Consider the following 22,658-nt stretch of genomic DNA (forward strand, 5'->3'; position numbering starts at 1 on the left):
ACCTGGCGTGAAAGTGGTGGGTGGAGCGGGCGAGGCCGGCGCGTCCCCGGGTCAGGGGAGGAGCCGGCCTCGGGTCAGCCTCGGGTCAGGGCAGGAGGACGACCTTGCCCCGGACGCGGCGGGACTCGATGTCGGCGTGGGCGCGGGCGGCGTCCGCCAGCGGGTAGGTGGCGCCGAGGGGGAGGACGAGCCTGCCCGCGGCCGCCGCCGCGACCAGTTCCGGCAGGGCCTCCGGGAGCCGGTCGGCCGGGCCACCGGCGCTGAAGCGCACGCCGTGTTGTGCGGCGGACATGTCGGCGATGGTGAGCACCCGCGCGGCGTCCCCGGTCAGCGCGACCGAGTCGGCCAGTACGCCCGCGCCCGAGCAGTCGAGGACCCGGTCCACGCCCTGCGGCGCGGCGGCCCGCACCCGCTCCGCCCAGCCCTCCCCGTACGGCACGGCGGTGGCGCCGAGTTCGGTGAGCCCTTCGATGTCGTGCTCCCCGGCGGTGGCGACCACGGTGATGCCCCGGGCCGCGGCGAGCTGGACGGCGAGGATGCCGACGCTGCCGCCCGCGCCGTGGATCAGCAGGGTCTCGCCCGCCCGGGGGTCCAGCTGGTGCAGCGCGCGGTAGGCGGTCTCGCCCACCGTCACCAGCGCGGCGGCGGTCTCGAAGGAGATCTCCGCGGGCTTGGGGACCGGCCGCTCCAGCAGGGCGTACTCGCTGTAGCCGCCGTTCGGGGTGGCGCCGAGGACCTCGTCGCCGATCCGCGCGTCGGCGCCCTCGCCCGCCTTGTCGACGACACCGGCCACATCGAGGCCCGGCCGTACCGGGAACTGGGCGGGGAAGGCCTTGGCCATCGCGCCGGAACGGATCTTCAGGTCGATCGGATTGACCGCGGCCGCCCGGACCCTGATCCGGACCTGGCCCGGCCCCGGCTCGGGCGCGTCGGTCTCGGAGAGGGTCAGCACGTCGGGGCCGCCGAAGCGGGTGTAGCTGATGGTGCGGGACATCGGGAACTCCAGGGAGGGGTGGGGGGAGGAGCGGGGAGGGGAGGGGAGGGGAGGGGTGGGGAGGAGATGGGGGTACGAGGATGGTCGTACCCGGAACCGGACCGTGCGGTCGGTGTGGGTCAGCCGGCGAGGGTCGGGTAGTCCGTGTACCCGCGCTCGTCGCCGCCGTAGAACGTGGCGCGGTCGGGCTCGTTGAACGGGCCGCCGGAAGCCAGCCGGGCGGGCAGGTCGGGGTTGGCGAGGAACAGGGCGCCGAAGCTGAGGAGATCGGCGGTGCCGTCCTCGATCAGCGCCAGCTCGCCGGGGCCGGTCGGGGCCTGCCCGGTCTGGGGGTTGAGGACGAGGACGCCGCCGAACAGCTTGCGCAGCTCCAGGGTCAGTTCACGGTCCGGGCCCTCCAGCACGTGCAGGTAGGCGAGGCCGAGCGGTTCGATCGCGGAGACGAGGGCGCGGTAGGTGTCGCGGTGGCCGTCCTCGACGATGTCGTTGAACGGGACGGCCGGGGAGATCCGCAGCCCCACACGGTGCGCGCCGATGGCGTCGGTCACGGCGCGGGCGACCTCGACGGTGAAGCGGATCCGGCCCGCGACCGAGCCGCCCCAGCCGTCGGTGCGCAGGTTGGCGTTGGTGGACAGGAACTGGTGCGGCAAGTAGCCGTTGGCGCCGTGCAGTTCGACGCCGTCGAACCCGGCCTCGACGGCGTTGCGGGCCGCGCGGGCGAAGTCCTCGACGGTCCCCTCGATCTCGGCCTCGGTCAGCTCGGCCGGGACGACGAAGTCCTTCATGCCCTCGTGGGTGAACACCTGCCCGGCCGCGGCGACGGGCGAGGGGCCGACGGGGACGAGCCCGTCGGGCAGCAGCGCGGGGTGCCCGATCCGGCCGGTGTGCATGAGCTGCGCGAAGATCACGCCGCCCGCGCGGTGCACGGCGTCGGTGACCTGCCGCCAGGCGGCGACCTGCTCCTCGGAGTGCAGGCCGGGGGTGTCCGGGTATCCCTGGCCGACCACCGACGGCTGCACGCCCTCGGTGATGATCAGCCCGGCGCCGGCGCGCTGCGCGTAGTACGTCGCCATCGCCTCGGTCGCGCTCGCGCCGGGCCCGTAGGCGCGGCTGCGGGTCATCGGCGCCATGGCGATGCGGTTGGCGAGGTGTGTGCCGCCCAGGTCGATCGGGTCGAAAGCGGTGGTGGTCATGGTCAAGCCCTCCATGCGATGGCGATTTACCTGTTCGAACAGTAAAACTGCCCGCAGGTATTGCGCAACCGGGCGTGACGACTGCCACGGAGGGGTTTCTGTACCCGCCGGAGGCGGGAGGTGGTCGGTCCGGGCGGGTTATCCTGTCCGAGCAGGATCTATGGCTCGAAGGAGGCGCAGACGATGAAGGCATCCGCAGCCGAAGGCGCGGGCGAGGAAGGCGGCACGCCTCCGGCGGACGCGGTGGCGGACGTGGCGGTGGCCGTGCCGTCGGCCGCGACGGGCGGCCCGGTCAGCCATGCGATCTTCCGTGTGGCCCGCACGCACCGCATGATCGCCGGGCAGCTGCTGCGCCGCGTGGGTCTGCATCCCGGGCAGGAGCTGGTCATGATGCAGCTGTGGGAACTCGGGCCGCAGCGGCAGGCCGACCTGGTCCGCCTGCTCGACTCCGACGCGGCGACCATGGCCCGCACGGTCCGCCGCCTGGAACAGGCCGGCTTCGTGCGCCGCTGTCCGTGCGCCGACGACAAACGCGCCTACCTGATCGAGGCCACCACCGCGAGCCACGCGCTGCGCGAGCAGGTCGAATCCCTGTGGCGCCAACTGGAGGACGCCACCCTCGCCAACCTCTCCCCAGCCGAACAGGCCGACGTCCTCCACGTCCTGGAGGGCCTGGAATCCCGCCTCACCCGGGCCGCCGCACAACTGGGAGCGTGAGCCCGACCGTCCATGCCCCCGGCCGCGGGTTCACTCCTCGGCGAACAACTCCTCCACCTTCATCGCGTGCAGGGCTCCCTCGAACCAGGTCTCCAGCTGGTCGAGGTCGGTGCATGTCTGGATGCGTGCGCGGGCGGTGTCGGGGAGGGGACCGCGGCTCCATTCGAGGAAGCGGAGAAGCATCCGCCGGCAAGCTTCACGGACCTCCTCCCGCCCCTCCTCGCGCACCTGCAGGGCGAGAGGGTGACGCCAGAAGTACTGGATCTGTCCCATCGTGTCAGGCCCTCGTTTTGGTGCTGGTTCGCTCGTCGGTGAACAGTTCGTCAGCGTTTGCCGCGTGTACGGCTCGTTCGGCCCACGCCTGCAGCTGGCCGAGGTCGGCGCAGTCCTCAATGCGCGCGCGGGCGGTGCCGGAAACGGGGATGCGGCGCGATTGGAGGAGGAGGAAGACCATCCGCCGACAAGCTTCCCGCCCCTCTTCCCGTCCTTCCTCGCGGCCCTCTTCACGCACCTGTTCCGCCAGCGGGTGGCGCCAGAAGTACTGGACGGTCTTCATCAAGTCCCTCCACATCTGCTTCGCTTGAGAGTCGGTCAAACAGGAGTCGACAAACTGCGCGTAGACCGACGCGGTATCCGGATCGACGGTCTTCAGAATGGCTGCCAGGGATTCCAGTATGGCCGGAGTCTGAGGCCCGCGTCCGTGTGTCATCGCCGAGAACACCGCGAGGGACGGGTCCTGCTCGCCCCAGTGCTCGTCGGTGATCACCGGCACGTTGTCCGGCCCCAGCACCAGCGGACGCACCGTCATCGAGTGCCAGCCCCGGAAGCCGAACCGGATCGGCCGTGAGGCCCACTTGGCGGTCGTACTGCTCTGCGTGACCACGATCAGCACCGGCTCGCAGCGGTACTTCTCGTACAAGTAGGCGAGGTAGTAGGGCCAACTGCCCCGCTTCCGGTCGTCCACCTTCCCCTGCGACTCCACCACCAGCAGATACGTGCCCTCGTCCGTCTCTGCCCGCATCAGCGTGTCCACTCGCCGCTCGACCGGTTCGATCTCGGTGAGGTCCACGTTCATGGCCACGATCTCCCGCGGCTCCGGAAACGGCACGTGCAGCACCCGCTGTAACGCCTTCGTCAGCACCGCGGGATCCTTCTGGAAGATCCGGTGCAACGCCTCGTGCGACGAGCCGACCATCGACACTCCCTCCTGTCGTACGACGTGACCAACGAGCCGGACGGCAAGAGGTTGCATATGCCTCAGGGATATGAAGACGGACCGCCGCCGCCATCCCCTGTCACACTCCACCGCTACCGTCGACCCATGGCGCAAGAGGCGGGGACGCACACCGGTGAGCGGCGGATGGCTGTGCTCGAAGGGGTGTTGGAGAGGATCACGTACGCCAATGAGGAGAACGGGTACACCGTCGCCCGGGTCGATACGGGCCGGGGCGGGGGCGATCTGCTCACCGTCGTCGGGGCGCTGCTCGGGGCCCAGGTCGGGGAGTCCCTGCGGATGGAGGGGCGGTGGGGGAGCCATCCCCAGCACGGGAAACAGTTCCAGGTCGAGAACTACAGCACCGTGCTCCCCGCCACCGTGCAGGGCATGCGGCGCTACCTCGGCTCCGGGCTGGTCAAAGGGATCGGGCCCGTCTTCGCCGACCGGATCACCCGGCATTTCGGCGTCGACACCCTCCGCGTCATCGAGGAGGAGCCCAAGCGGCTGATCGAGGTGCCGGGGCTCGGGCCCAAGCGGACCAAGAAGATCGCCGAGGCATGGGAGGAGCAGAAGGCGATCAAGGAGGTCATGCTCTTCCTCCAGACCGTCGAGGTGTCCACCTCCATCGCCGTGCGGATCTACAAGAAGTACGGGGATCAGTCGATCGACGTGGTGAAGAAGAACCCCTATCGGCTCGCCGCCGATGTCTGGGGCATCGGGTTCCTCACCGCCGACAAGATCGCCCAGTCCGTCGGCATCCCCCACGACAGCCCCGAACGCGTCAAGGCCGGCCTCCAGTACGCCCTCTCCCAGTCCGCCGACCAGGGCAACTGCTATCTGCCCGAAGAACGCCTCATCGCGGACGCCGTCAAACTCCTCCAGGTCGACACCGGCCTCGTCATCGAGTGCCTCGGGGAGCTGGCGCGAGAACCGGAGGACGGCACCGACCCCGGTGTCGTAAGGGAGAAGGTGCCAGGGCCGGACGGGGGCGAGCCCGTCACCGCCGTGTACCTCGTGCCCTTCCACCGCGCCGAGCTGTCCCTCGCCGCCCAGACGCTGCGCCTGCTGCGCACCGACGAGGACCGGATGCCCGGCTTCCAGGACGTCGACTGGGGCAAGGCCCTCGGCTGGCTCCACCGGCGCACCGGCGCCGACCTCGCGCCCGAGCAGGAGGCCGCCGTCCGGCTCGCGCTCACCCGGAAGGTCGCCGTGCTCACCGGCGGCCCCGGCTGCGGCAAGTCCTTCACCGTCCGCTCCGTCGTGGAGCTGGCCCGCGCCCGGCGGGCCAAGGTGGTGCTCGCCGCCCCGACCGGCCGCGCCGCCAAACGGCTGGCCGAGCTGACCGGCGCCGAGGCCTCCACCGTGCACCGGCTGCTGGAGCTGAAGCCCGGCGGCGACGCGGCGTACGACCGGGAACGGCCCCTCGACGCCGACCTGGTGGTCGTGGACGAGGCGTCCATGCTGGACCTCCTCCTCGCCAACAAGCTGGTGAAGGCCGTACCGCCCGGAGCGCATCTGCTCTTCGTCGGGGATGTCGACCAGCTGCCCAGCGTCGGCGCCGGAGAGGTGCTGCGCGACCTCCTCGCGCCCGGCAGCCCGGTCCCCGCCGTCCGGCTCACCCGGGTGTTCCGGCAGGCCCAGCAGTCCGGCGTCGTCACCAACGCGCACCGGATCAACGAGGGGAAGCACCCCCTCACCGACGGGCTCAAGGACTTCTTCCTCTTCGTGGAGGACGACACCGAGGAGGCCGGGCGGCTCACCGTGGATGTGGCGGCGCGGCGCCTGCCCGCCAGGTTCGGGCTCGACCCGCGGCGCGATGTCCAGGTGCTCGCGCCCATGCACCGGGGCCCGGCCGGCGCGGGGGCGCTCAACGGACTGCTCCAGCAGGCCATCACGCCCGCCCGGCCCGATGTGCCGGAGAAGCGGTTCGGCGGCCGGGTCTTCCGGGTCGGCGACAAGGTGACCCAGATTCGCAACAATTACGAGAAGGGGAAGAACGGGGTCTTCAACGGCACCGTGGGCGTCGTCACCGCCCTCGATCCCGTCGACCAGCGGCTCACGGTGCTGACGGACGAGGACGAGGAGGTTCCGTATGAATACGACGAACTGGACGAACTCGCCCATGCGTACGCGGTGACCATCCACCGTTCACAGGGAAGTGAATATCCCGCCGTGGTGATTCCCGTCACCACGGGAGCATGGATGATGCTGCAGCGGAACCTGCTCTACACGGCCGTCACCCGGGCCAAGAAGCTGGTTGTACTGGTGGGTTCGCGCCGGGCGATCGGCCAGGCCGTACGCACGGTGTCAGCCGGACGGCGGTGTACAGCCCTGGACTTCAGACTCGCCGGGAAAAATGATCGATCAAATGAGTCGTGAAGGTCACAGAGCACTTCCAGATGCCTCTCCGAGGGGGCAGGATGAGCAGGTTGGCGGCACTGAGTGCCGTCAATAGGCCCAATGGTCGACCCCGAGTGCACTCTCCTGAGCCAAATGGGGGATGGTAGAGACAGTCAGGGCACCTCGAAGATGAGGCACTACGTCGGTGAGGGAAGACGTGAGCGACAACTCTGTAGTACTGCGGTACGGCGACGGCGAGTACACCTACCCGGTGGTCGACAGCACCGTCGGCGACAAGGGCTTCGACATCGGGAAGCTGCGCGCCCAGACCGGGCTGGTGACCCTCGACAGCGGGTACGGCAACACGGCCGCCTATAAATCCGCGGTCACCTACCTCGACGGCGAGGCGGGCATCCTCCGCTACCGCGGCTACCCCATCGAGCAGCTGGCCGAGCGCTCCACCTTCCTGGAGGTGGCCTACCTGCTGATCAACGGTGAGCTGCCCACCGTCGACGAGCTGACGACGTTCAAGGGCGAGATCACGCGGCACACGCTGCTGCACGAGGACGTCAAGAACTTCTACAAGGGCTTCCCGCGCGACGCCCACCCGATGGCCATGCTGTCCTCGGTCGTCTCGGCGCTGTCCACCTTCTACCAGGACAGCCACAACCCGTTCGACGAGAAGCAGCGCAACCTCTCCACGATCCGGCTGCTCGCCAAGCTTCCGACGATCGCGGCGTACGCGTACAAGAAGTCGATCGGCCACCCGTTCGTCTACCCGCGCAACGACCTCGGCTACGTCGAGAACTTCCTGCGCATGACGTTCTCGGTCCCCGCCGACGAGTACGAGCTGGACCCGGTCGTCGTCTCCGCGCTGGACAAGCTGCTGATCCTGCACGCCGACCACGAGCAGAACTGTTCGACCTCCACGGTCCGCCTCGTCGGCTCCTCGCAGGCCAACATGTTCGCGTCGATCTCGGCCGGCATCAACGCGCTCTGGGGCCCGCTGCACGGCGGCGCCAACCAGTCCGTCCTGGAGATGCTGGAAGGCATCCGCGACTCGGGCTCCGACGTCGACACCTTCATCCGCAAGGTGAAGAACAAGGAGGACGGCGTCCGTCTGATGGGCTTCGGCCACCGGGTCTACAAGAACTTCGACCCGCGCGCCAAGATCATCAAGGCCGCCGCGCACGACGTCCTCTCGGCCCTCGGCAAGTCCGACGAGCTGCTGGACATCGCGCTCAAGCTGGAGGAGCACGCGCTCTCCGACGACTACTTCGTCTCGCGCAGCCTCTACCCGAACGTGGACTTCTACACCGGTCTGATCTACCGGGCCATGGGCTTCCCGGCCGAGATGTTCACCGTGCTGTTCTCCCTCGGCCGCCTTCCGGGCTGGATCGCCCAGTGGACCGAGATGATCAAGGAGCCCGGTTCCCGCATCGGCCGCCCGCGCCAGATCTACACGGGCGTGGTCGAGCGCGACTTCGTGCCGGTCGAGGCCCGCTGAGCCTGACGGCACCGCCTGGACACAGGCGAAACAGCCTGGGACACAGGCAAAGAAGAAGGCGCCCTGAGACGCCGGTCCCCCCACGGGCCGACGACCAGGGCGCCTTCCCATGTCCCGGTGCGGATTCCCCCCACGGGATCCGGGCCGGGCGCTCAGAGAGGACAGCGCCTGAATCGCTGTCGAATTGCGGTCTGCCGGGACAGGCACGCCGGGAGGGCCGCTCAAAGACTTCCCGGTGTACGTGCCCCGGCAACGCATCTCCGGAGACGTCCCCCAAGACATCCCCAGACGTCGGAACAGCGCCCCCCAAGACGCCGATCCGACATCGCCAACTTAGACCTTCGAACCCCTTCGATGGTTACGTTCACATCACTGTGATCTGCGTCTCTTGCATATGTCCCTTTGATGCGCAAGAGCCCCGATCTGTCGATCGGGGCCTGCGCGTAAGGAAGATGCGCGAGCCTTGTGAAGAGCTTATGTGAGGCTCGCGCCCGTCTCTAGAGGGACTCCGGTTTCGGCTTCGAGTGGAATCTCACCGGAACCGGCGCAGCCGCAGGCTGTTGGTCACCACGAAGACCGAGGAGAACGCCATCGCGGCGCCCGCGATCATCGGGTTCAGCAGGCCGGCGGCGGCCAGCGGCAGCGCGGCCACGTTGTAACCGAACGCCCAGACGAGGTTGCCCTTGATGGTGGCCAGCGTCCGCCGGGACAGCCGGATCGCGTCGGCGGCCGTCCGCAGGTCACCGCGGACCAGCGTCAGATCGCCCGCCTCGATCGCCGCGTCCGTGCCGGTGCCCATCGCGAGACCCAGGTCGGCGGTGGCGAGGGCGGCCGCGTCATTGACCCCGTCGCCGACCATGGCCACCGTCCGGCCCTCGGCCCGCAGGCGTCGTACGACGTCCACCTTGTCCTCGGGCAGCACCTCCGCGTACACCTGGGCCGCGTCGATACCGACGGCCCTGGCGACCGACTCGGCGACCGTCCGGTTGTCCCCGGTGAGCAGCACCGGCGTCAGCCCGAGGGCGCGCAGCTCGCGGATCGCCTCGGCGCTGGTCTCCTTGACCGCGTCGGCGACCGCGAGGACCCCGCGGGCCCGCCCGTCCCAGCCCGCCAGGACGGCCGTACGGCCCTCCCGCTCGGCCTCGGCGGCCGCGCGGGCCAGCTCCTCGGGAACGTCGTCGTACAGGCGCCCCACGGCCACCTCACGGCCGTCCACGCGCCCGCGCACGCCCCGCCCGGGGACGTTCTCGAAGCGCTCGACCGCGGGGAGCGCGCCGACACGCTCCCCGGCGCCGGCCGCGACGGCGCGGGCGACCGGGTGCTCGGAGGCGTGCTCCAGGGCGCCCGCGAGGCGCAGCAGCTCCTTCTCGTCCTCGCCGTCGGCGGCGTACACCGTCTGGAGGGTCATCCGGCCGGTGGTGACGGTGCCGGTCTTGTCCAGCACGACGGTGTCGACGCGGCGCGTGGACTCCAGGACCTCGGGGCCCTTGATCAGGATGCCGAGCTGGGCGCCGCGCCCGGTGCCGACCATCAGCGCGGTCGGCGTGGCGAGTCCCAGCGCGCAGGGGCAGGCGATGATCAGCACGGCGACGGCGGCGGTGAACGCGGAGACCGCGTCCCCGGTGACACCGAGCCAGACCCCGAAGGTGGCCAGCGCGATCAGGATGACCACCGGCACGAACACCGCGGAGACCCGGTCGGCCAGCCGCTGCACCTCGGCCTTGCCGTTCTGCGCGTCCTCCACCAGCTTGGCCATCCGCGCCAGCTGGGTGTCGGCGCCGACCCGGGTGGCCTCGACGACGAGCCGCCCTCCCGCGTTGACCGTGGCGCCGGTGACCTGGTCGCCGGGGCCGACGTCCACCGGCACCGACTCACCGGTCAGCATGGCGGCGTCGACCGCGGAGACGCCCTCGACCACGGTGCCGTCGGTGGCGACCTTCTCGCCGGGCCGTACGACGAACCGGTCGCCGACCGCCAGCGCCGAGACCGGCACCCGCACCTCACGCCCGTCCCGCAGCACCGCCACGTCCTTGGCGCCCAGCTCCAGCAGCGCCTTCAGGGCCGCGCCGGCGCGCCGCTTGGAGCGGGCCTCCAGATAGCGGCCGAGCAGGATCAGCGCGATGACACCGGAGGCGACCTCCAGATAGATGGTGGAGGCGCCGTCCATCCGGGAGACGGTGAAGCGGAACTCGTCGTGCATGCCGGTCATCCCGGCGTGGCCGAAGAACAGCGCCCACAGCGACCAGCCGAACGCGGCCAGCGTGCCGACCGAGACCAGGGTGTCCATGGTGGCCGCGCCGTGCCGGGCGTTGGTCCAGGCGGCGCGGTGGAAGGGCGCGCCGCCCCAGACGACGACGGGCGCGGCGAGGGTGAGCGAGAGCCACTGCCAGTTGTCGAACTGGAGGGCCGGGACCATCGCGAGCAGCACGACGGGCAGGGCGAGCAGCGCGGAGACGAGCAGCCGGTGGCGCAGCGCGCCGAGTTCGGGGTCCTGCCCGGCGGAATCCGGGGCCTCGGCCTCCGGTTCGGGCCGCGGCGGGGCGGGTTCCTCGGCGGTGTACCCGGTCTTGACGACGGTCGCGATCAGATCGGCGACCTCGACGCCCGCGCCGTAGCTGACCTTCGCCTTCTCGGTGGCGAAGTTGACGGTGGCGCTGACGCCGTCCATCCGGTTGAGCTTCTTCTCGACGCGGGCCGCGCAGGAGGCGCAGGTCATCCCGCCGATGAGCAGTTCGACCTCGGACGCCGTACCGGAGGCTGCCGTACCGGAGGACGCCGTACCGGGGGTTATGGCGGTGTCCGCTTGCTCTGCCTGCTCTGCGATGGTGCTGGTCATGTCCGGACTCCAGACATCGGACCGGACCGCACGGAGTCAGTATCAGCTGGTCGGCACGGCCGGTCGGGACTGTGGAAGGGCGGTGCTCAGGCCTTGTCGGCCAGCTCGAAGCCGGCCTCGTCCACGGCGGCGCGGACGGCCTCGTCGTCCAGTGGGGCCGCGGAGACGACGGTCACCTCGCCGCTCGACGCGACGGCCTTCACCGAGGTGACGCCGGGGAGCTGGGAGATCTCGCCGGAGACGGATCCCTCGCAGTGCCCGCAGCTCATGCCGGTCACCCGGTAGACGGTGGTGACGGCGGCCGGGGTGTCGGTCTGGGCGCTCATGTCGTTCTCCTCGTCGTGGCACGTGGGGCCGGTGGTGTTCGCCGGTGCTGTTCCCGATGGTTTCCCCGCCCTCGCCAGGGTATACCCCTAGGGGGTATTTTTCCAAGGAGGATACGGAGGATTGCGTCGGGCGAGTGACAGTGCCCAGGAGAGCCCGGCCAGCGCGACGAGGGCCGGGCCGAGGGCGGAGACCAGGGTCAGCAGATGCTGCTGGGCGGCGCTCGGCTGCGGCGGGTACCCCGGCGCGAGCAGCCCGCTCTCCACGCCCCGGCCGGTGAGCCGTACGACCAGCCAGGGCGAAAGGCCGCGCGCCGTGTCCGCCAGCGCGTGCAGCAGGGCGACGCCCATCCCGGCGGCGATCACCGGCGGGGCGTACCGGAAGCGGCCGTCGGGGCGGCGCAGCGCCAGCAGCACACCGCCCGCGACCGCGGTCCAGGCGCCCTGCCCGAGGGGCGCGAGCAGCCCGCGCACCAGCTCCGTCTCCAGCTGCCCCCAGGGGTCCGGCGCCCACAGGGCCGCGTCGAGGGCGTGCCCGGTGCTCTCCAGGGCCGCGAAGCCGACGCCCACGGTCGCGCCCAGCATCAGCCCGGCGCGCATCCCGTGGACGGCCGGCTGCCGGCGCAGCGCGAACGCCAGCGCCGCCAGCTTGGCCGCCTCCTCGGCCAGGGCGACGGTCAGATACCGGCCCAGGGAGGGGTGGGGCACGGACGCGGCCGTGAGGGAGGCGCCGAGCACGCCGAGCGCGCCGCCCGCCAGGAAGCAGCCGAGCACCGCGCTGACGCCGAGATCGCGGGCGCCCCGTTCGTACGCCCACAGCACGAAGACCACCGGCGCCAGGAAGGCGCCCAGCAGGACGGGCACCGCGAGCGCCGCCGTGCTCCGGGTCGCGAGGGCCAGCCCCGCGGCCGGCACCCACACCGCGAGCCCGCCGATCAGACAGCGCCGCCACAGCCCCGCGCCGATGCGCGGGTACGGGGGCGGGGGTTGCTGCGGATGGGGGATGCGGGCCTTGGGCGTGCCGGGCGGCGGGGGGTGGCTCACGTGGGTCGTCCCGTCGGGCTGGGGCAAGGGCGGTGCGCGCTGGAGGTTCGGGTGATTCCTCCGCACCTTAGGCAGATGTGCCGGTCCGTCGCCGTTCTCCTGCGCCGTACGCGTGATGGCCGGAAGGCGGCGGCGCGCGGTGACGTGCGAAGGTGAGCCGCATGAGAGCGGTGGTGTTCGAGGAGTTCGGGAAGCCCGCCGAGGTGCGGGAGGTGCCCGACCCGGCGCCCGCGGAGCACGGGGTCGTGGTGCGGGTCGAGGCGACCGGGCTGTGCCGCAGCGACTGGCACGGCTGGATGGGCCACGACACGGACATCGTGCTGCCGCATGTGCCAGGACATGAACTCGCCGGTGTGGTCGAGGCGGTGGGTACCCGGGTGACCGGCTGGCGGCCCGGCGACCGGGTCACCGTGCCGTTCGTCTGCGCCTGCGGCAGCTGCCCGGCCTGCGCGGCGGGCGACCAGCAGGTGTGCGAGCGGCAGACCCAGCCCGGCTTCAGCCACTGGGGCTCCTTCGCCGAGTACGTCGCCCTCGACCACGCCGACGTCAACCTGGTGGCGATCCCGGACGGCATGGCGCCCGGCACCGCCGCGGGCCTCGGCTGCCGCTTCGCCACCGCCTTCCGTGCCGTGGTGCGGCAGGGGCGGGCCGCGGCCGGTCAGTGGGTCGCGGTGCACGGCTGCGGCGGGGTCGGCCTGTCCGCGGTGATGATCGCGGCGGCGGCCGGGGCACGGGTGGTCGCCGTCGACATCGAGCCCGGGGCGCTGGAGCTGGCGCGGAGATTCGGCGCGGCGCACTGCCTGGACGCGAGCGCGGTGCCCGACACGGCCGCCGCGGTACGGGAGTTGACCGGCGGCGGCGCCCATCTCTCCCTGGACGCGCTCGGCTCGCCCGCCACCTGTGCCGCCTCCGTCAACTCCCTGCGCCGTCGCGGCCGGCATGTCCAGGTCGGGCTGCTGCCCTCGGCCGACGGCACCACCCCGGTGCCGATGGCCCGCGCGATCGCGCTGGAACTGGAGCTCCTGGGCAGCCACGGCATGGCCGCCCACGCCTACCCCGGCATGCTGGAGCTGGTCCGCTCCGGCGTCCTGCGCCCGGACCTCCTGGTGACCTCCGCCGTCCCGCTCGACGCGGCCCCGGCGGCCCTCGCCCGGATGGGGGAGGCGCCGGGGGCCGGGGTGACGGTCATCGAGCCGTGGTCGTGACCGCGCGGTAGGCGACGGGACGCGCGGCGGGGACCTCAGTCGGGGCGGCGGCCGCGGCTGCTCGGCCGGGCGGCGACCCAGGCGCGGACGGTGTCGGCGTACCAGTAGGGCTTGCCGCCCTCCACATGGTCCGGCGGCGGCAGCAGCCCGTGCTTGCGGTACGACCGCACGGTGTCCGGCTGCACCTTGATGTGCGCCGCGATCTCCTTGTAGGACCAGAGCCGGCGGTCGGTCATGAGCTGCACCTCCCCGCGCGCACCGCGGCGGCGGCCGGGGACGGCCGTCGGGGGAACCGGGCGCTGCGCTGGCGATCATCAAGCCTGCGCCCGGACAACGACGCACCGTCACCAACGGTCAGCCCCTGTCGACCGGGTGTGACGCGGTGCCCGCGTAGGCGCGACATGTGTGACAGAAGAGGGGTATTTGTGACACGGCTGACGCAAAGTGGAGCGCGGGCGCGCGCATGACCGGCCCCGGACCCGGGAACGAGCACCGGACCCCTCATCGTCCGAATGTCCGGACAAAGCATTGACAGTGTTCCGTGGGCAGGACTAGAAAGCCGGGGGAGCCGTGACGAACCGGGGGAGCCGTGACGAAGGGGAGCCGATGGCGTACGACCTGATCACCATGGGCCGGATCGGAGTGGACCTGTATCCGCTCCAGGCCGGGGTCCCGCTCGCGCAGGTGACGTCCTTCGGCAAGTTCCTCGGCGGCTCGGCGACCAATGTCGCGGTGGCGGCGGCGCGGCTGGGGCGGACCACCGCCGTGATCACCCGTACCGGCGACGACCCCTTCGGCACCTATCTGCACGACGCGCTGCGGGCCTTCGGCGTCGACGACCGCTGGGTCACCTCCGTGCCCGGACTCCCCACCCCCGTCACCTTCTGCGAGATCTTCCCGCCGGACGACTTCCCGCTGTACTTCTACCGGCAGCCCAAGGCTCCTGATCTGGAGATCGAGGCGGGCGAGCTGAACCTCGACGTCATCGCCGCCGCCCGTGTCTTCTGGGTGACCGGCACGGGGCTCAGCGAGGAACCCAGCCGTACGGCCACCCTCACCGCCCTCGCGCACCGGAAGGGGGCCGGCATCACCGTCTTCGACCTCGACTGGCGGCCGATGTTCTGGCGCGCCCCCGAGGCCGCACGCCCCTTCTACGCCGAGGCGCTGCGCCACGCCACCGTCGCCGTCGGCAATCTGGACGAGGTGGAGATCGCCACCGGCACCCGCGAACCGCACGCCGCCGCACGGGCGTTGCTGGACGCGGGGGTCCGGCTCGCGGTGGTGAAACAGGGGCCCAAGGGGGTTCTCGCCGTCGGCGCGGACGGCGCGGTGGTGGAGGTGCCCCCACTCCCCGCCACCGTCCTCAACGGCCTCGGCGCCGGGGACGCGTTCGGCGGCTCCCTGTGCCACGGACTGCTGGCCGGCTGGGACCTGGAGACCACCCTGCGGAGCGCCAACGCGGCCGGCGCCATCGTCGCCTCCCGCCTGGAGTGCTCCTCCGCGATGCCCACCCCGGACGAGGTGGCCACCGTACTCGCGGCCGGAGCCGTGCGATGAACACGGACGACACCCCGGCCCGGAGCGGCACTTGGGACGGGACCGGCGCCTCGGACGGGACCGGCGCCCCGGACGGGAGCGGGGGCGCGGCCCGGGGTGAGGGCGCGGGCGGGAGTGGTGGTGCGGGCCGTTCGCAGGGCGCGGGCTGTATCGAGGGCGCGGGTCGGGCCGAGGGCGTGGCCCGGGCGGACGGTCGTGGCGATGGCTTGGTCCGGGCTGTGGGCCGCGCCGTGCCTGTGGGCCGTGGCGGTGATGGCGCCGGGGGCACGGGCCATGGCGGGAGCACGGCCCGGGGTGAGGGCGCGGGCGGGAGTGGTGGTGCGGGCCGTTCGCAGGGCGCGGGCTGTATCGAGGGCGCGGGTCGGGCCGAGGGCGTGGCCCGGGCGGACGGTCGTGGCGATGGCTTGGTCCGGGCTGTGGGCCGCGCCGGGCCTGTGGGCCGTGGCGGTGCTGGCGCCGGGGGCACGGGCCATGGCGGGAGCACGGCCCGGAGTGAGGGCGCGGCCGGGACCGGTGGCGCGGGCCCTTCAGAGGGCGCGGGCTGTGACGAAGGCGCACGCCCGGCCGATGCCCGCGCCTCCCGTGCGCGCCTGGCCGGAGGCCCGCGCCTGGCTGGAGGCCCGCGCCTGGCTGGAGATCCGAGCCTGGCTGGAGGCCCGAGCCTGGCTGGAGGCCCGCGCCTGGCCGGAGATCCGCGTCCGGGCGGAGGCCCGAGCCCGGACACCCCCCGACCCCCCGTCGACATCGCCGACCTGGTCCGTGTCCGTGTCCGCAACCCCGAGGCGGTCGCCGAGGCCGCCGCCCGGCGTCGGCGGCGGCCCCTGCTGAACGACACCGGTCGGCTGCTGATCGTCGCCGCCGACCACCCCGCGCGCGGCGCCCTCGCCGTCGGCGACCGTGAACTCGCCATGGCCGACCGCGCCGACCTGCTCGGCCGCCTCTGCCTCGCGCTGTCCAGGCCCGGCGTCGACGGAGTCCTCGCCACCGCCGACATCCTGGACGACCTGCTGCTGCTCGGCGCCCTGGAGGACAAGGTGGTCATGGGCTCGATGAACCGCGGCGGGCTGCGGGGCGCGCGCTTCGAACTGGACGACCGGTTCACCGGATACCGCCCCGAGGACATCGACCGCCTCGGCTTCGACGCGGGCAAGCTGCTGCTGCGCCTCGACTACACCGACCCCGGCTCCCTGAACACCCTGGAGTCCGCCGCCCGTGCCGTCGACGCGATGGCCGCACGCCGGCTCCCGGTCTTCGTGGAGCCCTTCATCAGCCACCGCACCCCCGCGGGCGCACTCGTCAACGACCTCTCCGCCGAGGCCGTCACCCGCGCCATCGCCATCGCCTCGGGCCTCGGCGGCAGTTCGGCCTACACCTGGCTGAAGGTGCCGGTGACCGAGGACCCGAGGGACATGGCCCGCGTCCTGGCCGCCTCCACCCTCCCCGCCGTACTGCTCGGCGGCGACATAGGCGACGCACCCGCCGACCGCGCCGCCGCCCACGAGAAGTGGCGCGGCGCGCTCCACTTGCCCACCGTGCGCGGCCTGGTGGCCGGCCGTTCGCTGCTGTACCCGGCGGACGGCGATGTGGCCGCCGCCGTGGACACCGCCACCGCACTGCTGCGAGAGGCCGCATGACCAGCGACGATCTGTATCTGCCCCGAGGCACCGCGACGAGCGCCGAGTACGCCCTCGACATCCGCCCCGAGCGCGTCGGTTGGACGTACAGCGCCCTGCGTATCGTCGAGTTGTCCCCGGGTGGTAGCCATACGTTCATCACCGGGAACAGCGAGTGGATCGTGCTTCCGCTGGAAGGCGGATGTACCGTTCGAATCGAGGAAAGCGAGTTCCAACTCCTGGGTAGGGACAGCGTGTTCGCGGGGGCCTCGGACTTCGCGTACGCGCCCCGTGACGCCCGGGTCCAGATCGCCTCCGGCGCGGGAGGCCGCTTCGCCCTGGCAGGAGCGAAGTGCGAGCGACGACTCCCCGCCCGCTACGGCCCCGCGCCGGAGGTCCCCGTCGAGCAGCGCGGCAGCGGCGACTGCGCCCGCCGGGTGCGCAACTTCGCCGCCGCCGACGTCTTCGACTGCGACCGGCTGATCGCCGTCGAGGTCCTCACCCCCGGCGGCAACTGGTCCTCGTACCCGCCGCACAAGCACGACGAGCACCGGCCCGGCGAGGAATGCGAACTGGAGGAGATCTACTACTTCGAGATCGAGGGCCCCGGCGGCCTCGGCTACCAGCGGGTGTTCCCCTCCCGCCCGGGCGGCGCCGACGTGCTCGCCGAGATCCGCTCCGGAGACGCCGTCCTCGTCCCCGACGGCTGGCACGGCCCCTCCATCGCCCAGCCGGGACACACCATGTACTACCTGAACGTGATGGCCGGGCCCGGCGAGCACAGGGAGTGGCGGATCCGCTTCCACCCCGACCACACCGAGACCACCGGGGGCTACCGATGACGACCCGGCTCACCGTCGCCCAGGCGCTCGTCCGCTTCCTCACCGCCCAGCACACCGAACGCGACGGCGAGCGGCGCCGGCTGATCGGCGCCACCTGGGGCATCTTCGGCCACGGAAACGTCGCGGGCATCGGGCAGGCACTGGTCGAGTACGCGGGCGTGATGCCGTACCACCAGGGCCGCAACGAGCAGTCCATGGTGCACGCGGCCGTCGGCTACGCCCGCCAGTGCGGCCGCCTCGCCACCCACGCGGTGACGACCTCCATCGGGCCCGGCGCCACCAACCTCGTCACCGGCGCCGCCCTCGCCACCGTCAACCACCTCCCCGTCCTGCTGCTCCCCGGCGACGTCTTCGCCACCCGCCCCGCCGACCCGGTCCTCCAGCAGTTGGAGGTGCCGTACGCGGGCGATGTCTCGGTCAACGACACGCTGCGCCCGGTCTCCCGCTACTTCGACCGGATCACCCGCCCCGAACAGCTGATCCCGAGCGCGCTCGCGGCCGTGCGGGTGCTCACCGACCCCGTGGAGACCGGCGCGGTCACCCTCGCCCTCCCGCAGGACGTGCAGGCGGAGGCGTACGACTGGCCCGAGGAGTTCTTCGCCGAGCGGGTGTGGACCGTACGACGCCCGGGCCCGGACCCCGCCGAACTGGCCCGCGCGGCAGCCGCCGTCCGGGCCGCCCGCCGCCCCCTGCTCGTCGCGGGCGGCGGGGTCCGCCACAGCCGCGCCGAGGCGGCCCTCGCCGCGTTCGCCGAGGCGACCGGCATCCCTGTCGCGTCCACCCAGGCGGGCAAGGGCGCGCTGCGGTACGACCATCCCAAGGACGTCGGCGGGATCGGCCACACCGGCACCGCGACCGCCGACGAACTGGCGCGCACCGCGGACCTGGTGATCGGTGTCGGCACCCGCTTCACCGACTTCACCACCGCCTCCGGCACCCTCTTCCAGCACCCGGACGTCCGCTTCCTGCACCTCAACATCGCGCCCCACGACGCCCACAAACTGGCCGCGCTGCCCCTGGTCGCGGACGCCCGCACCGGCCTGGAGGAGCTGACCGGGGCACTGGCGCCGTACAAGCCGTACAAGGTGGACGGCGCCTACACGGACGAGTACACGGCGGCCAAGGAGCGCTGGGAGCGGCGCGTGGACGCCTGCTTCGCGAGCCCCGACCCCGACGCGCGGCCCACCCAGCCGCAGGTCCTCGGCGCGCTGGACGCCCTGGTGGACGAGTCGGACATCGTGATCAACGCGGCCGGTTCGCTCCCCGGCGATCTGCACAAGCTGTGGCGGGCGCGCTCCCGTGACCAGTACCACCTGGAGTACGGCTACTCCTGCATGGGCTACGAGATCCCGGCCGCGCTCGGTGTGAAGCTGGCGGCGCCCGAGCGCGAGGTCTGGGCGCTGGTCGGCGACGGCACGTATCTGATGATGCCGACCGAGATCGTGACCGCCGTCCAGGAGGGCGTCGCGATCAAGGTGCTGCTGGTGCAGAACCACGGGTACGCGTCCATCGGGGGGCTCTCGGCGGCGGTGGGCGGCGAGCGGTTCGGCACCGCGTACCGGTTTCGGACGGAGGAGGGCACCTACACGGGCGCCCCGCTGCCCGTCGATCTCGCGGCCAACGCGGCCAGCCTGGGGATGCGGGTACTGCGGGCGAGCAGCGTCCGGGAACTGCGCGCGGCGCTCGCCGAGGCGCGGGCCGCCGACACTGCCACATGTGTCTACGTCGAGACCGAAACGTCCGACACTGTGTCGGGCGCGCCCGAGGCACAGGCCTGGTGGGATGTTCCTGTGGCCGCGAGCGCGACCCGAACCCCCGCGGTCACGGCACGTGAGCAGTACGAACGGCACGTCTCGACCCGACGCCGCCATCTGTGAACAAGGAGTCTCTGGGCATGACGAAGATCGTCAACCACTGGATCGGCGGGAAGACCGTCGACGGCGCGTCGGGCACGTACGGGCCGGTCACCGACCCGGCGACCGGCGCGGTCACCACCAAGGTCGCGTTCGCCTCCGTCGAGGAGGTCGACGCCGCGGTCGCCGCCGCCAAGGACGCCTTCACGACCTGGGGCCAGTCCTCGCTGGCGCAGCGCACCACGATCCTCTTCAGGTTCCGGGCGCTGCTGGACGCGCACCGCGACGAGATCGCGGAGCTGATCACCGCCGAGCACGGCAAGGTGCACTCCGACGCGCTCGGCGAGGTCGCCCGCGGCCTGGAGATCGTGGACCTGGCCTGCGGCATCAACGTGCAGCTCAAGGGCGAGCTGTCCACCCAGGTCGCGAGCCGCGTGGACGTGGCCTCGATCCGCCAGCCGCTCGGCGTGGTCGCGGGCATCACGCCGTTCAACTTCCCGGCGATGGTCCCGATGTGGATGTTCCCGATCGCCATCGCGACCGGCAACACCTTCGTGCTCAAGCCGAGCGAGAAGGACCCCTCCGCCGCCCTGCGCATCGCCGAGCTGCTGGCCGAGGCCGGGCTCCCGGACGGTGTGTTCAACGTGGTGCAGGGCGACAAGGTGGCCGTGGACCGGCTCCTGGAGCACCCGGACGTCAAGGCCGTCTCCTTCGTCGGCTCCACCCCGATCGCCCGCTACATCCACACCACCGCCTCCGCCAACGGCAAGCGCGTGCAGGCCCTGGGCGGCGCCAAGAACCACATGCTGGTGCTGCCGGACGCCGACCTGGACGCGGCGGCAGACGCGGCCGTCTCCGCGGCCTACGGCTCGGCCGGCGAGCGCTGCATGGCGATCTCGGCGGTCGTCGCGGTCGGCGCCATCGGCGACGAGCTGGTGGCGAAGATCCGCGAGCGCGCCGAGAAGATCAAGATCGGTCCGGGCAACGACCCCACCTCCGAGATGGGCCCGCTGATCACCGCCGCCCACCGCGACAAGGTGGCCTCCTACGTCACCGGCGCGGCCGCCGAGGGCGCCGAGGTGGTCCTGGACGGCACCGGCCACACGGTCGAGGGGTACGAGGACGGCCACTGGATCGGCATCTCGCTGCTGGACAAGGTGCCGACGACCGCCAAGGCGTACCAGGACGAGATCTTCGGCCCGGTGCTGTGCGTGCTGCGCGTGGACACGTACGACGAGGGCGTGGCCCTCATGAACGCCTCGCCGTTCGGCAACGGCACCGCGATCTTCACCCGGGACGGCGGCGCCGCCCGCCGCTTCCAGCTGGAGATCGAGGCCGGCATGGTCGGCGTCAACGTGCCGATCCCGGTGCCGGTGGGCTACCACTCCTTCGGTGGCTGGAAGGACTCGCTCTTCGGCGACCACCACATCTACGGCAACGACGGCACGCACTTCTACACCCGCGGCAAGGTCGTCACCACCCGCTGGCCCGACCCGGCCGACGCCCCCGCCGGAGTCGACCTCGGGTTCCCGCGCAACCACTGAGCGTGACGTAGCACCCCCGCTCCCCCCTCGTCAGGCCGTCCGGATACCGGACGGCCTGACATTTTTTTGAAACGTCGGCTGCGGTTCCCGTTCATGTGGATGAAACGGGTGACGAAGGGGTTGCCGGGAGATGACCTTCGAAAGCAAGGTCAGATCACATACAGGCTTGATGGATGCACCAATGCGGCCTTGTTGCCTGCGAATCTGATCCACGGCCGTGGGGGCCCTTGGTGCGGATTCCGAAGGTAAACACCCATTGACGTGGCGGTTTTCGTCGGGGTTCCCTATGGGCGCCGGGAGCGGACGAAGACGACCGTACGACGACGATCCGCCGGAGGCGATAGCGCTCCCGACCCCCCACCCTCACGCACGACACGAGTCGATCGGATTCCGCCGCATGACCGACACGCTCCGCCCTGTCGAGACGAGCCTCCCCGAGGCCACGGACAGCCCTCAGAAGCTCAAGCGCTCCATCGGCGTGGTCGGCGGCACTCTGCTCACCCTCTCGTGCGTCACACCGGCCTCCACGCTCTTCGTGATCGTGCCGGACCTGTTCTCCAGCCTGGGCACGGCGACCGCGCTCTGTCTCGCCATCGGCGCGCTGCTCTGCATCCCGGTCGCCTTCTGTTACTCGGAGCTGGGCACCCTGATCCCCAGCGCGGGCGGCGAGTACGCCATGGTCTCCACCCTGGCGGGCCGGCTGTCCGGCTGGCTGGCCTTCGTGATGTCGCTCCTCGTCGTGATGATCGTCCCCCCGGTCATCGCGATGGGCACCGCCGACTACCTCGCCCCGATCGTCCACCTCGACCCGTCCTGGACCGGCGCGGGCGTGATGATCGCGGCCACCCTCGCGGGCCTGCTCGACCTGCGCGCCAACGCCTGGATCACCGGCATCTTCCTGGTCCTTGAGGTCATCGCGGCCGGTGTCGTCGCCGTCCTCGGCTTCGCCCACTCCCACCGCGGCCTGGGCGCCCTCACCTCCTTCCAGATCGCCGGCGAGCACGCCCACGTCAACCCGGTGACCGCCATGATGGTCCTCTCGGGGCTCGCCATCGCGCTCTTCGCCACCCAGGGCTTCTCCACCGCCGTCTACCTCTCCGAGGAGCTGGAGAACCCGCGCCGCAACGTCGCCCGCACCGTCCTCGCGACGCTGGCCATCTCCAGCGTGGTCATCCTGGTGCCGGTCACCGCGATCACCCTGGGCGCCGGTGACCTGACCTCCCTGACCGGCGGCAACATCTCCAGCATGGTCATCGCCTGGAGCAACTCGGCCGTCGGCACCTTCGTCAGCCTCTGCGTCGCCCTCGCGATCATCAACGCGGGCATCGTGATGGTCATCCAGAACTCCCGCGTCCTGTTCGCCTCCGCCCGCGACAAGGCCTGGCCCTCGCCGGTCAACAACGCCCTGTCCAAGCTCGGCCGCTTCGGCTCCCCCTGGGTCGCCACCCTGGTCGTGGGCGTCCCCGGCGCGTTCCTCTGCTTCGTCAACCTGGACACCCTCTACGGCGTGACCGGCGTCGCCGTCACCGCCCTCTACCTGCTGGTCGCCGTCGCCGCCCTGCTCGCCCGCCGCGGCCACCACGGCACCCGCAAGGCCTGGCGGATGCCGCTGTGGCCCGCCATGCCGGTCCTGCTGATCGCCGTCCTGGTCTACATCCTGGTCGAGCAGGAGGTCTCGTACCTGATCTGGACCGGTGGCATCACCCTCGTCGCCACCCTCTACTGGGCCCTCTACCTCCGCCCGCGCCAGGAGACCCGCTGGCTGGTGTCCATCCCCGAGGACACCCAGGAGGCCTGAGCCCTCCCCGGCGCGCGCGGCCCCCGGTACCCCCCTCACCTTCGGTACCGGGGGCCGCGCCGTACTACTGCGGATG

Annotated in this window: 19 protein-coding genes; 11 read left to right on the plus strand and 8 right to left on the minus strand. The window is 71.8% G+C overall.

Annotation, left to right across the window (positions count from 1 at the left end):
- Positions 1 to 85 precede the first annotated feature (85 nt).
- Both AB0N90_RS11460 and AB0N90_RS11465 read right to left on the minus strand, forming a co-directional pair.
- Positions 86 to 994 carry an NADP-dependent oxidoreductase gene (locus AB0N90_RS11460; RefSeq protein ID WP_365195133.1) on the minus strand — a complete coding sequence of 303 codons (909 nt, stop codon included), beginning with the start codon at positions 992 to 994 and terminating at the stop codon, positions 86 to 88.
- Positions 995 to 1,113: 119 nt separating this feature from the next.
- On the minus strand, positions 1,114 to 2,187 hold the full coding sequence (locus AB0N90_RS11465; RefSeq protein ID WP_365195135.1) for an alkene reductase: 1,074 nt from the start codon (positions 2,185 to 2,187) through the stop codon (positions 1,114 to 1,116).
- A 183-nt stretch (positions 2,188 to 2,370) separates the two neighbouring features.
- Here AB0N90_RS11465 and AB0N90_RS11470 point away from each other — a divergent pair, with 183 nt between their 5' ends.
- Positions 2,371 to 2,904 (plus strand): MarR family transcriptional regulator, encoded by a 534-nt coding sequence (locus tag AB0N90_RS11470; protein ID WP_365195136.1) that lies wholly within the window; start codon positions 2,371 to 2,373, stop codon positions 2,902 to 2,904.
- A 30-nt stretch (positions 2,905 to 2,934) separates the two neighbouring features.
- Here the strand turns inward: AB0N90_RS11470 and AB0N90_RS11475 are convergent, their stop codons facing one another.
- Entirely contained in the window at positions 2,935 to 3,177 is a 243-nt protein-coding gene (locus AB0N90_RS11475) for a hypothetical protein (protein ID WP_365195139.1), read from the minus strand.
- A gap of 4 nt (positions 3,178 to 3,181) precedes the next feature.
- Positions 3,182 to 4,099 (minus strand): hypothetical protein, encoded by a 918-nt coding sequence (locus tag AB0N90_RS11480; protein ID WP_365195141.1) that lies wholly within the window; start codon positions 4,097 to 4,099, stop codon positions 3,182 to 3,184.
- 126 nt (positions 4,100 to 4,225) lie between these two features.
- Between AB0N90_RS11480 and AB0N90_RS11485 the strand changes: the two genes are divergently transcribed.
- Both AB0N90_RS11485 and AB0N90_RS11490 read left to right on the plus strand, forming a co-directional pair.
- Entirely contained in the window at positions 4,226 to 6,499 is a 2,274-nt protein-coding gene (locus AB0N90_RS11485) for an ATP-dependent RecD-like DNA helicase (RefSeq protein WP_365195144.1), read from the plus strand.
- Positions 6,500 to 6,677: 178 nt separating this feature from the next.
- Positions 6,678 to 7,967, plus strand: a complete 1,290-nt coding sequence (locus tag AB0N90_RS11490) for a citrate synthase (protein WP_037651658.1) — start codon at positions 6,678 to 6,680, stop codon at positions 7,965 to 7,967.
- Positions 7,968 to 8,499: 532 nt separating this feature from the next.
- On the opposite strand, the gene AB0N90_RS11495 is transcribed toward AB0N90_RS11490, so the two are convergent.
- The 3 genes from AB0N90_RS11495 to AB0N90_RS11505 form a co-directional block, all read right to left on the minus strand.
- Entirely contained in the window at positions 8,500 to 10,803 is a 2,304-nt protein-coding gene (locus AB0N90_RS11495) for a heavy metal translocating P-type ATPase (protein ID WP_365195147.1), read from the minus strand.
- Positions 10,804 to 10,889: 86 nt separating this feature from the next.
- Positions 10,890 to 11,129: a heavy-metal-associated domain-containing protein gene (locus tag AB0N90_RS11500; RefSeq protein ID WP_365195150.1), complete on the minus strand. Its 240-nt coding sequence runs from the start codon at positions 11,127 to 11,129 to the stop codon at positions 10,890 to 10,892.
- Between the two features lie 87 nt (positions 11,130 to 11,216).
- Positions 11,217 to 12,170, minus strand: coding sequence for a PrsW family glutamic-type intramembrane protease (locus AB0N90_RS11505; RefSeq protein ID WP_365195153.1), 954 nt, complete (start codon positions 12,168 to 12,170; stop codon positions 11,217 to 11,219).
- 161 nt (positions 12,171 to 12,331) lie between these two features.
- Here AB0N90_RS11505 and AB0N90_RS11510 point away from each other — a divergent pair, with 161 nt between their 5' ends.
- On the plus strand, positions 12,332 to 13,375 hold the full coding sequence (locus AB0N90_RS11510) for a zinc-dependent alcohol dehydrogenase family protein (RefSeq protein WP_365195156.1): 1,044 nt from the start codon (positions 12,332 to 12,334) through the stop codon (positions 13,373 to 13,375).
- Positions 13,376 to 13,410: 35 nt separating this feature from the next.
- On the opposite strand, the gene AB0N90_RS11515 is transcribed toward AB0N90_RS11510, so the two are convergent.
- Positions 13,411 to 13,611 carry a MerR family transcriptional regulator gene (locus AB0N90_RS11515; protein ID WP_085564809.1) on the minus strand — a complete coding sequence of 67 codons (201 nt, stop codon included), beginning with the start codon at positions 13,609 to 13,611 and terminating at the stop codon, positions 13,411 to 13,413.
- Between the two features lie 370 nt (positions 13,612 to 13,981).
- On the opposite strand from AB0N90_RS11515, the gene iolC reads away from it, so the two are divergent.
- The 7 genes from iolC (at position 13,982) to AB0N90_RS11550 (ending at position 22,582) form a co-directional block, all read left to right on the plus strand.
- Positions 13,982 to 14,932: a 5-dehydro-2-deoxygluconokinase gene (iolC, locus tag AB0N90_RS11520; RefSeq protein ID WP_365195160.1), complete on the plus strand. Its 951-nt coding sequence runs from the start codon at positions 13,982 to 13,984 to the stop codon at positions 14,930 to 14,932.
- Positions 14,933 to 15,499: 567 nt separating this feature from the next.
- Positions 15,500 to 15,760, plus strand: a complete 261-nt coding sequence (locus AB0N90_RS11525) for a hypothetical protein (protein WP_365195831.1) — start codon at positions 15,500 to 15,502, stop codon at positions 15,758 to 15,760.
- Complete coding sequence (locus tag AB0N90_RS11530; protein ID WP_365195789.1) at positions 15,676 to 16,566, plus strand: deoxyribose-phosphate aldolase; 891 nt, start codon at positions 15,676 to 15,678, stop codon at positions 16,564 to 16,566. Before AB0N90_RS11525 ends, AB0N90_RS11530 begins: the two co-directional genes overlap by 85 nt.
- Positions 16,563 to 17,387 (plus strand): 5-deoxy-glucuronate isomerase, encoded by an 825-nt coding sequence (gene iolB, locus AB0N90_RS11535; RefSeq protein ID WP_365195161.1) that lies wholly within the window; start codon positions 16,563 to 16,565, stop codon positions 17,385 to 17,387. Before AB0N90_RS11530 ends, iolB begins: the two co-directional genes overlap by 4 nt.
- Positions 17,384 to 19,264 carry a 3D-(3,5/4)-trihydroxycyclohexane-1,2-dione acylhydrolase (decyclizing) gene (gene iolD, locus AB0N90_RS11540; RefSeq protein ID WP_365195164.1) on the plus strand — a complete coding sequence of 627 codons (1,881 nt, stop codon included), beginning with the start codon at positions 17,384 to 17,386 and terminating at the stop codon, positions 19,262 to 19,264. Before iolB ends, iolD begins: the two co-directional genes overlap by 4 nt.
- Before the next feature lie 17 nt (positions 19,265 to 19,281).
- Positions 19,282 to 20,784: a CoA-acylating methylmalonate-semialdehyde dehydrogenase gene (mmsA, locus tag AB0N90_RS11545; protein ID WP_365195166.1), complete on the plus strand. Its 1,503-nt coding sequence runs from the start codon at positions 19,282 to 19,284 to the stop codon at positions 20,782 to 20,784.
- Positions 20,785 to 21,181: 397 nt separating this feature from the next.
- Positions 21,182 to 22,582, plus strand: a complete 1,401-nt coding sequence (locus AB0N90_RS11550) for an APC family permease (RefSeq protein ID WP_365195168.1) — start codon at positions 21,182 to 21,184, stop codon at positions 22,580 to 22,582.
- Positions 22,583 to 22,658 lie beyond the last annotated feature (76 nt).

The organism is Streptomyces sp. NPDC093018 (assembly GCF_040684035.1).
GTDB lineage: Bacteria > Actinomycetota > Actinomycetes > Streptomycetales > Streptomycetaceae > Streptomyces > Streptomyces murinus.

Coding starts and splice junctions, on each gene's coding strand:
- AB0N90_RS11460 (WP_365195133.1), bottom strand. CDS start 994: ATGTCCCGCACCATCAGCTACACCCGCTTCGGCGGCCCCGACGTGCTG.
- AB0N90_RS11465 (WP_365195135.1), bottom strand. CDS start 2,187: ATGACCACCACCGCTTTCGACCCGATCGACCTGGGCGGCACACACCTC.
- AB0N90_RS11470 (WP_365195136.1), top strand. CDS start 2,371: ATGAAGGCATCCGCAGCCGAAGGCGCGGGCGAGGAAGGCGGCACGCCT.
- AB0N90_RS11475 (WP_365195139.1), bottom strand. CDS start 3,177: ATGGGACAGATCCAGTACTTCTGGCGTCACCCTCTCGCCCTGCAGGTG.
- AB0N90_RS11480 (WP_365195141.1), bottom strand. CDS start 4,099: ATGGTCGGCTCGTCGCACGAGGCGTTGCACCGGATCTTCCAGAAGGAT.
- AB0N90_RS11485 (WP_365195144.1), top strand. CDS start 4,226: ATGGCGCAAGAGGCGGGGACGCACACCGGTGAGCGGCGGATGGCTGTG.
- AB0N90_RS11495 (WP_365195147.1), bottom strand. CDS start 10,803: ATGACCAGCACCATCGCAGAGCAGGCAGAGCAAGCGGACACCGCCATA.
- AB0N90_RS11500 (WP_365195150.1), bottom strand. CDS start 11,129: ATGAGCGCCCAGACCGACACCCCGGCCGCCGTCACCACCGTCTACCGG.
- AB0N90_RS11510 (WP_365195156.1), top strand. CDS start 12,332: ATGAGAGCGGTGGTGTTCGAGGAGTTCGGGAAGCCCGCCGAGGTGCGG.
- AB0N90_RS11515 (WP_085564809.1), bottom strand. CDS start 13,611: ATGACCGACCGCCGGCTCTGGTCCTACAAGGAGATCGCGGCGCACATC.
- iolC (WP_365195160.1), top strand. CDS start 13,982: ATGGCGTACGACCTGATCACCATGGGCCGGATCGGAGTGGACCTGTAT.
- AB0N90_RS11525 (WP_365195831.1), top strand. CDS start 15,500: ATGCCCGCGCCTCCCGTGCGCGCCTGGCCGGAGGCCCGCGCCTGGCTG.
- iolB (WP_365195161.1), top strand. CDS start 16,563: ATGACCAGCGACGATCTGTATCTGCCCCGAGGCACCGCGACGAGCGCC.
- iolD (WP_365195164.1), top strand. CDS start 17,384: ATGACGACCCGGCTCACCGTCGCCCAGGCGCTCGTCCGCTTCCTCACC.
- mmsA (WP_365195166.1), top strand. CDS start 19,282: ATGACGAAGATCGTCAACCACTGGATCGGCGGGAAGACCGTCGACGGC.
- AB0N90_RS11550 (WP_365195168.1), top strand. CDS start 21,182: ATGACCGACACGCTCCGCCCTGTCGAGACGAGCCTCCCCGAGGCCACG.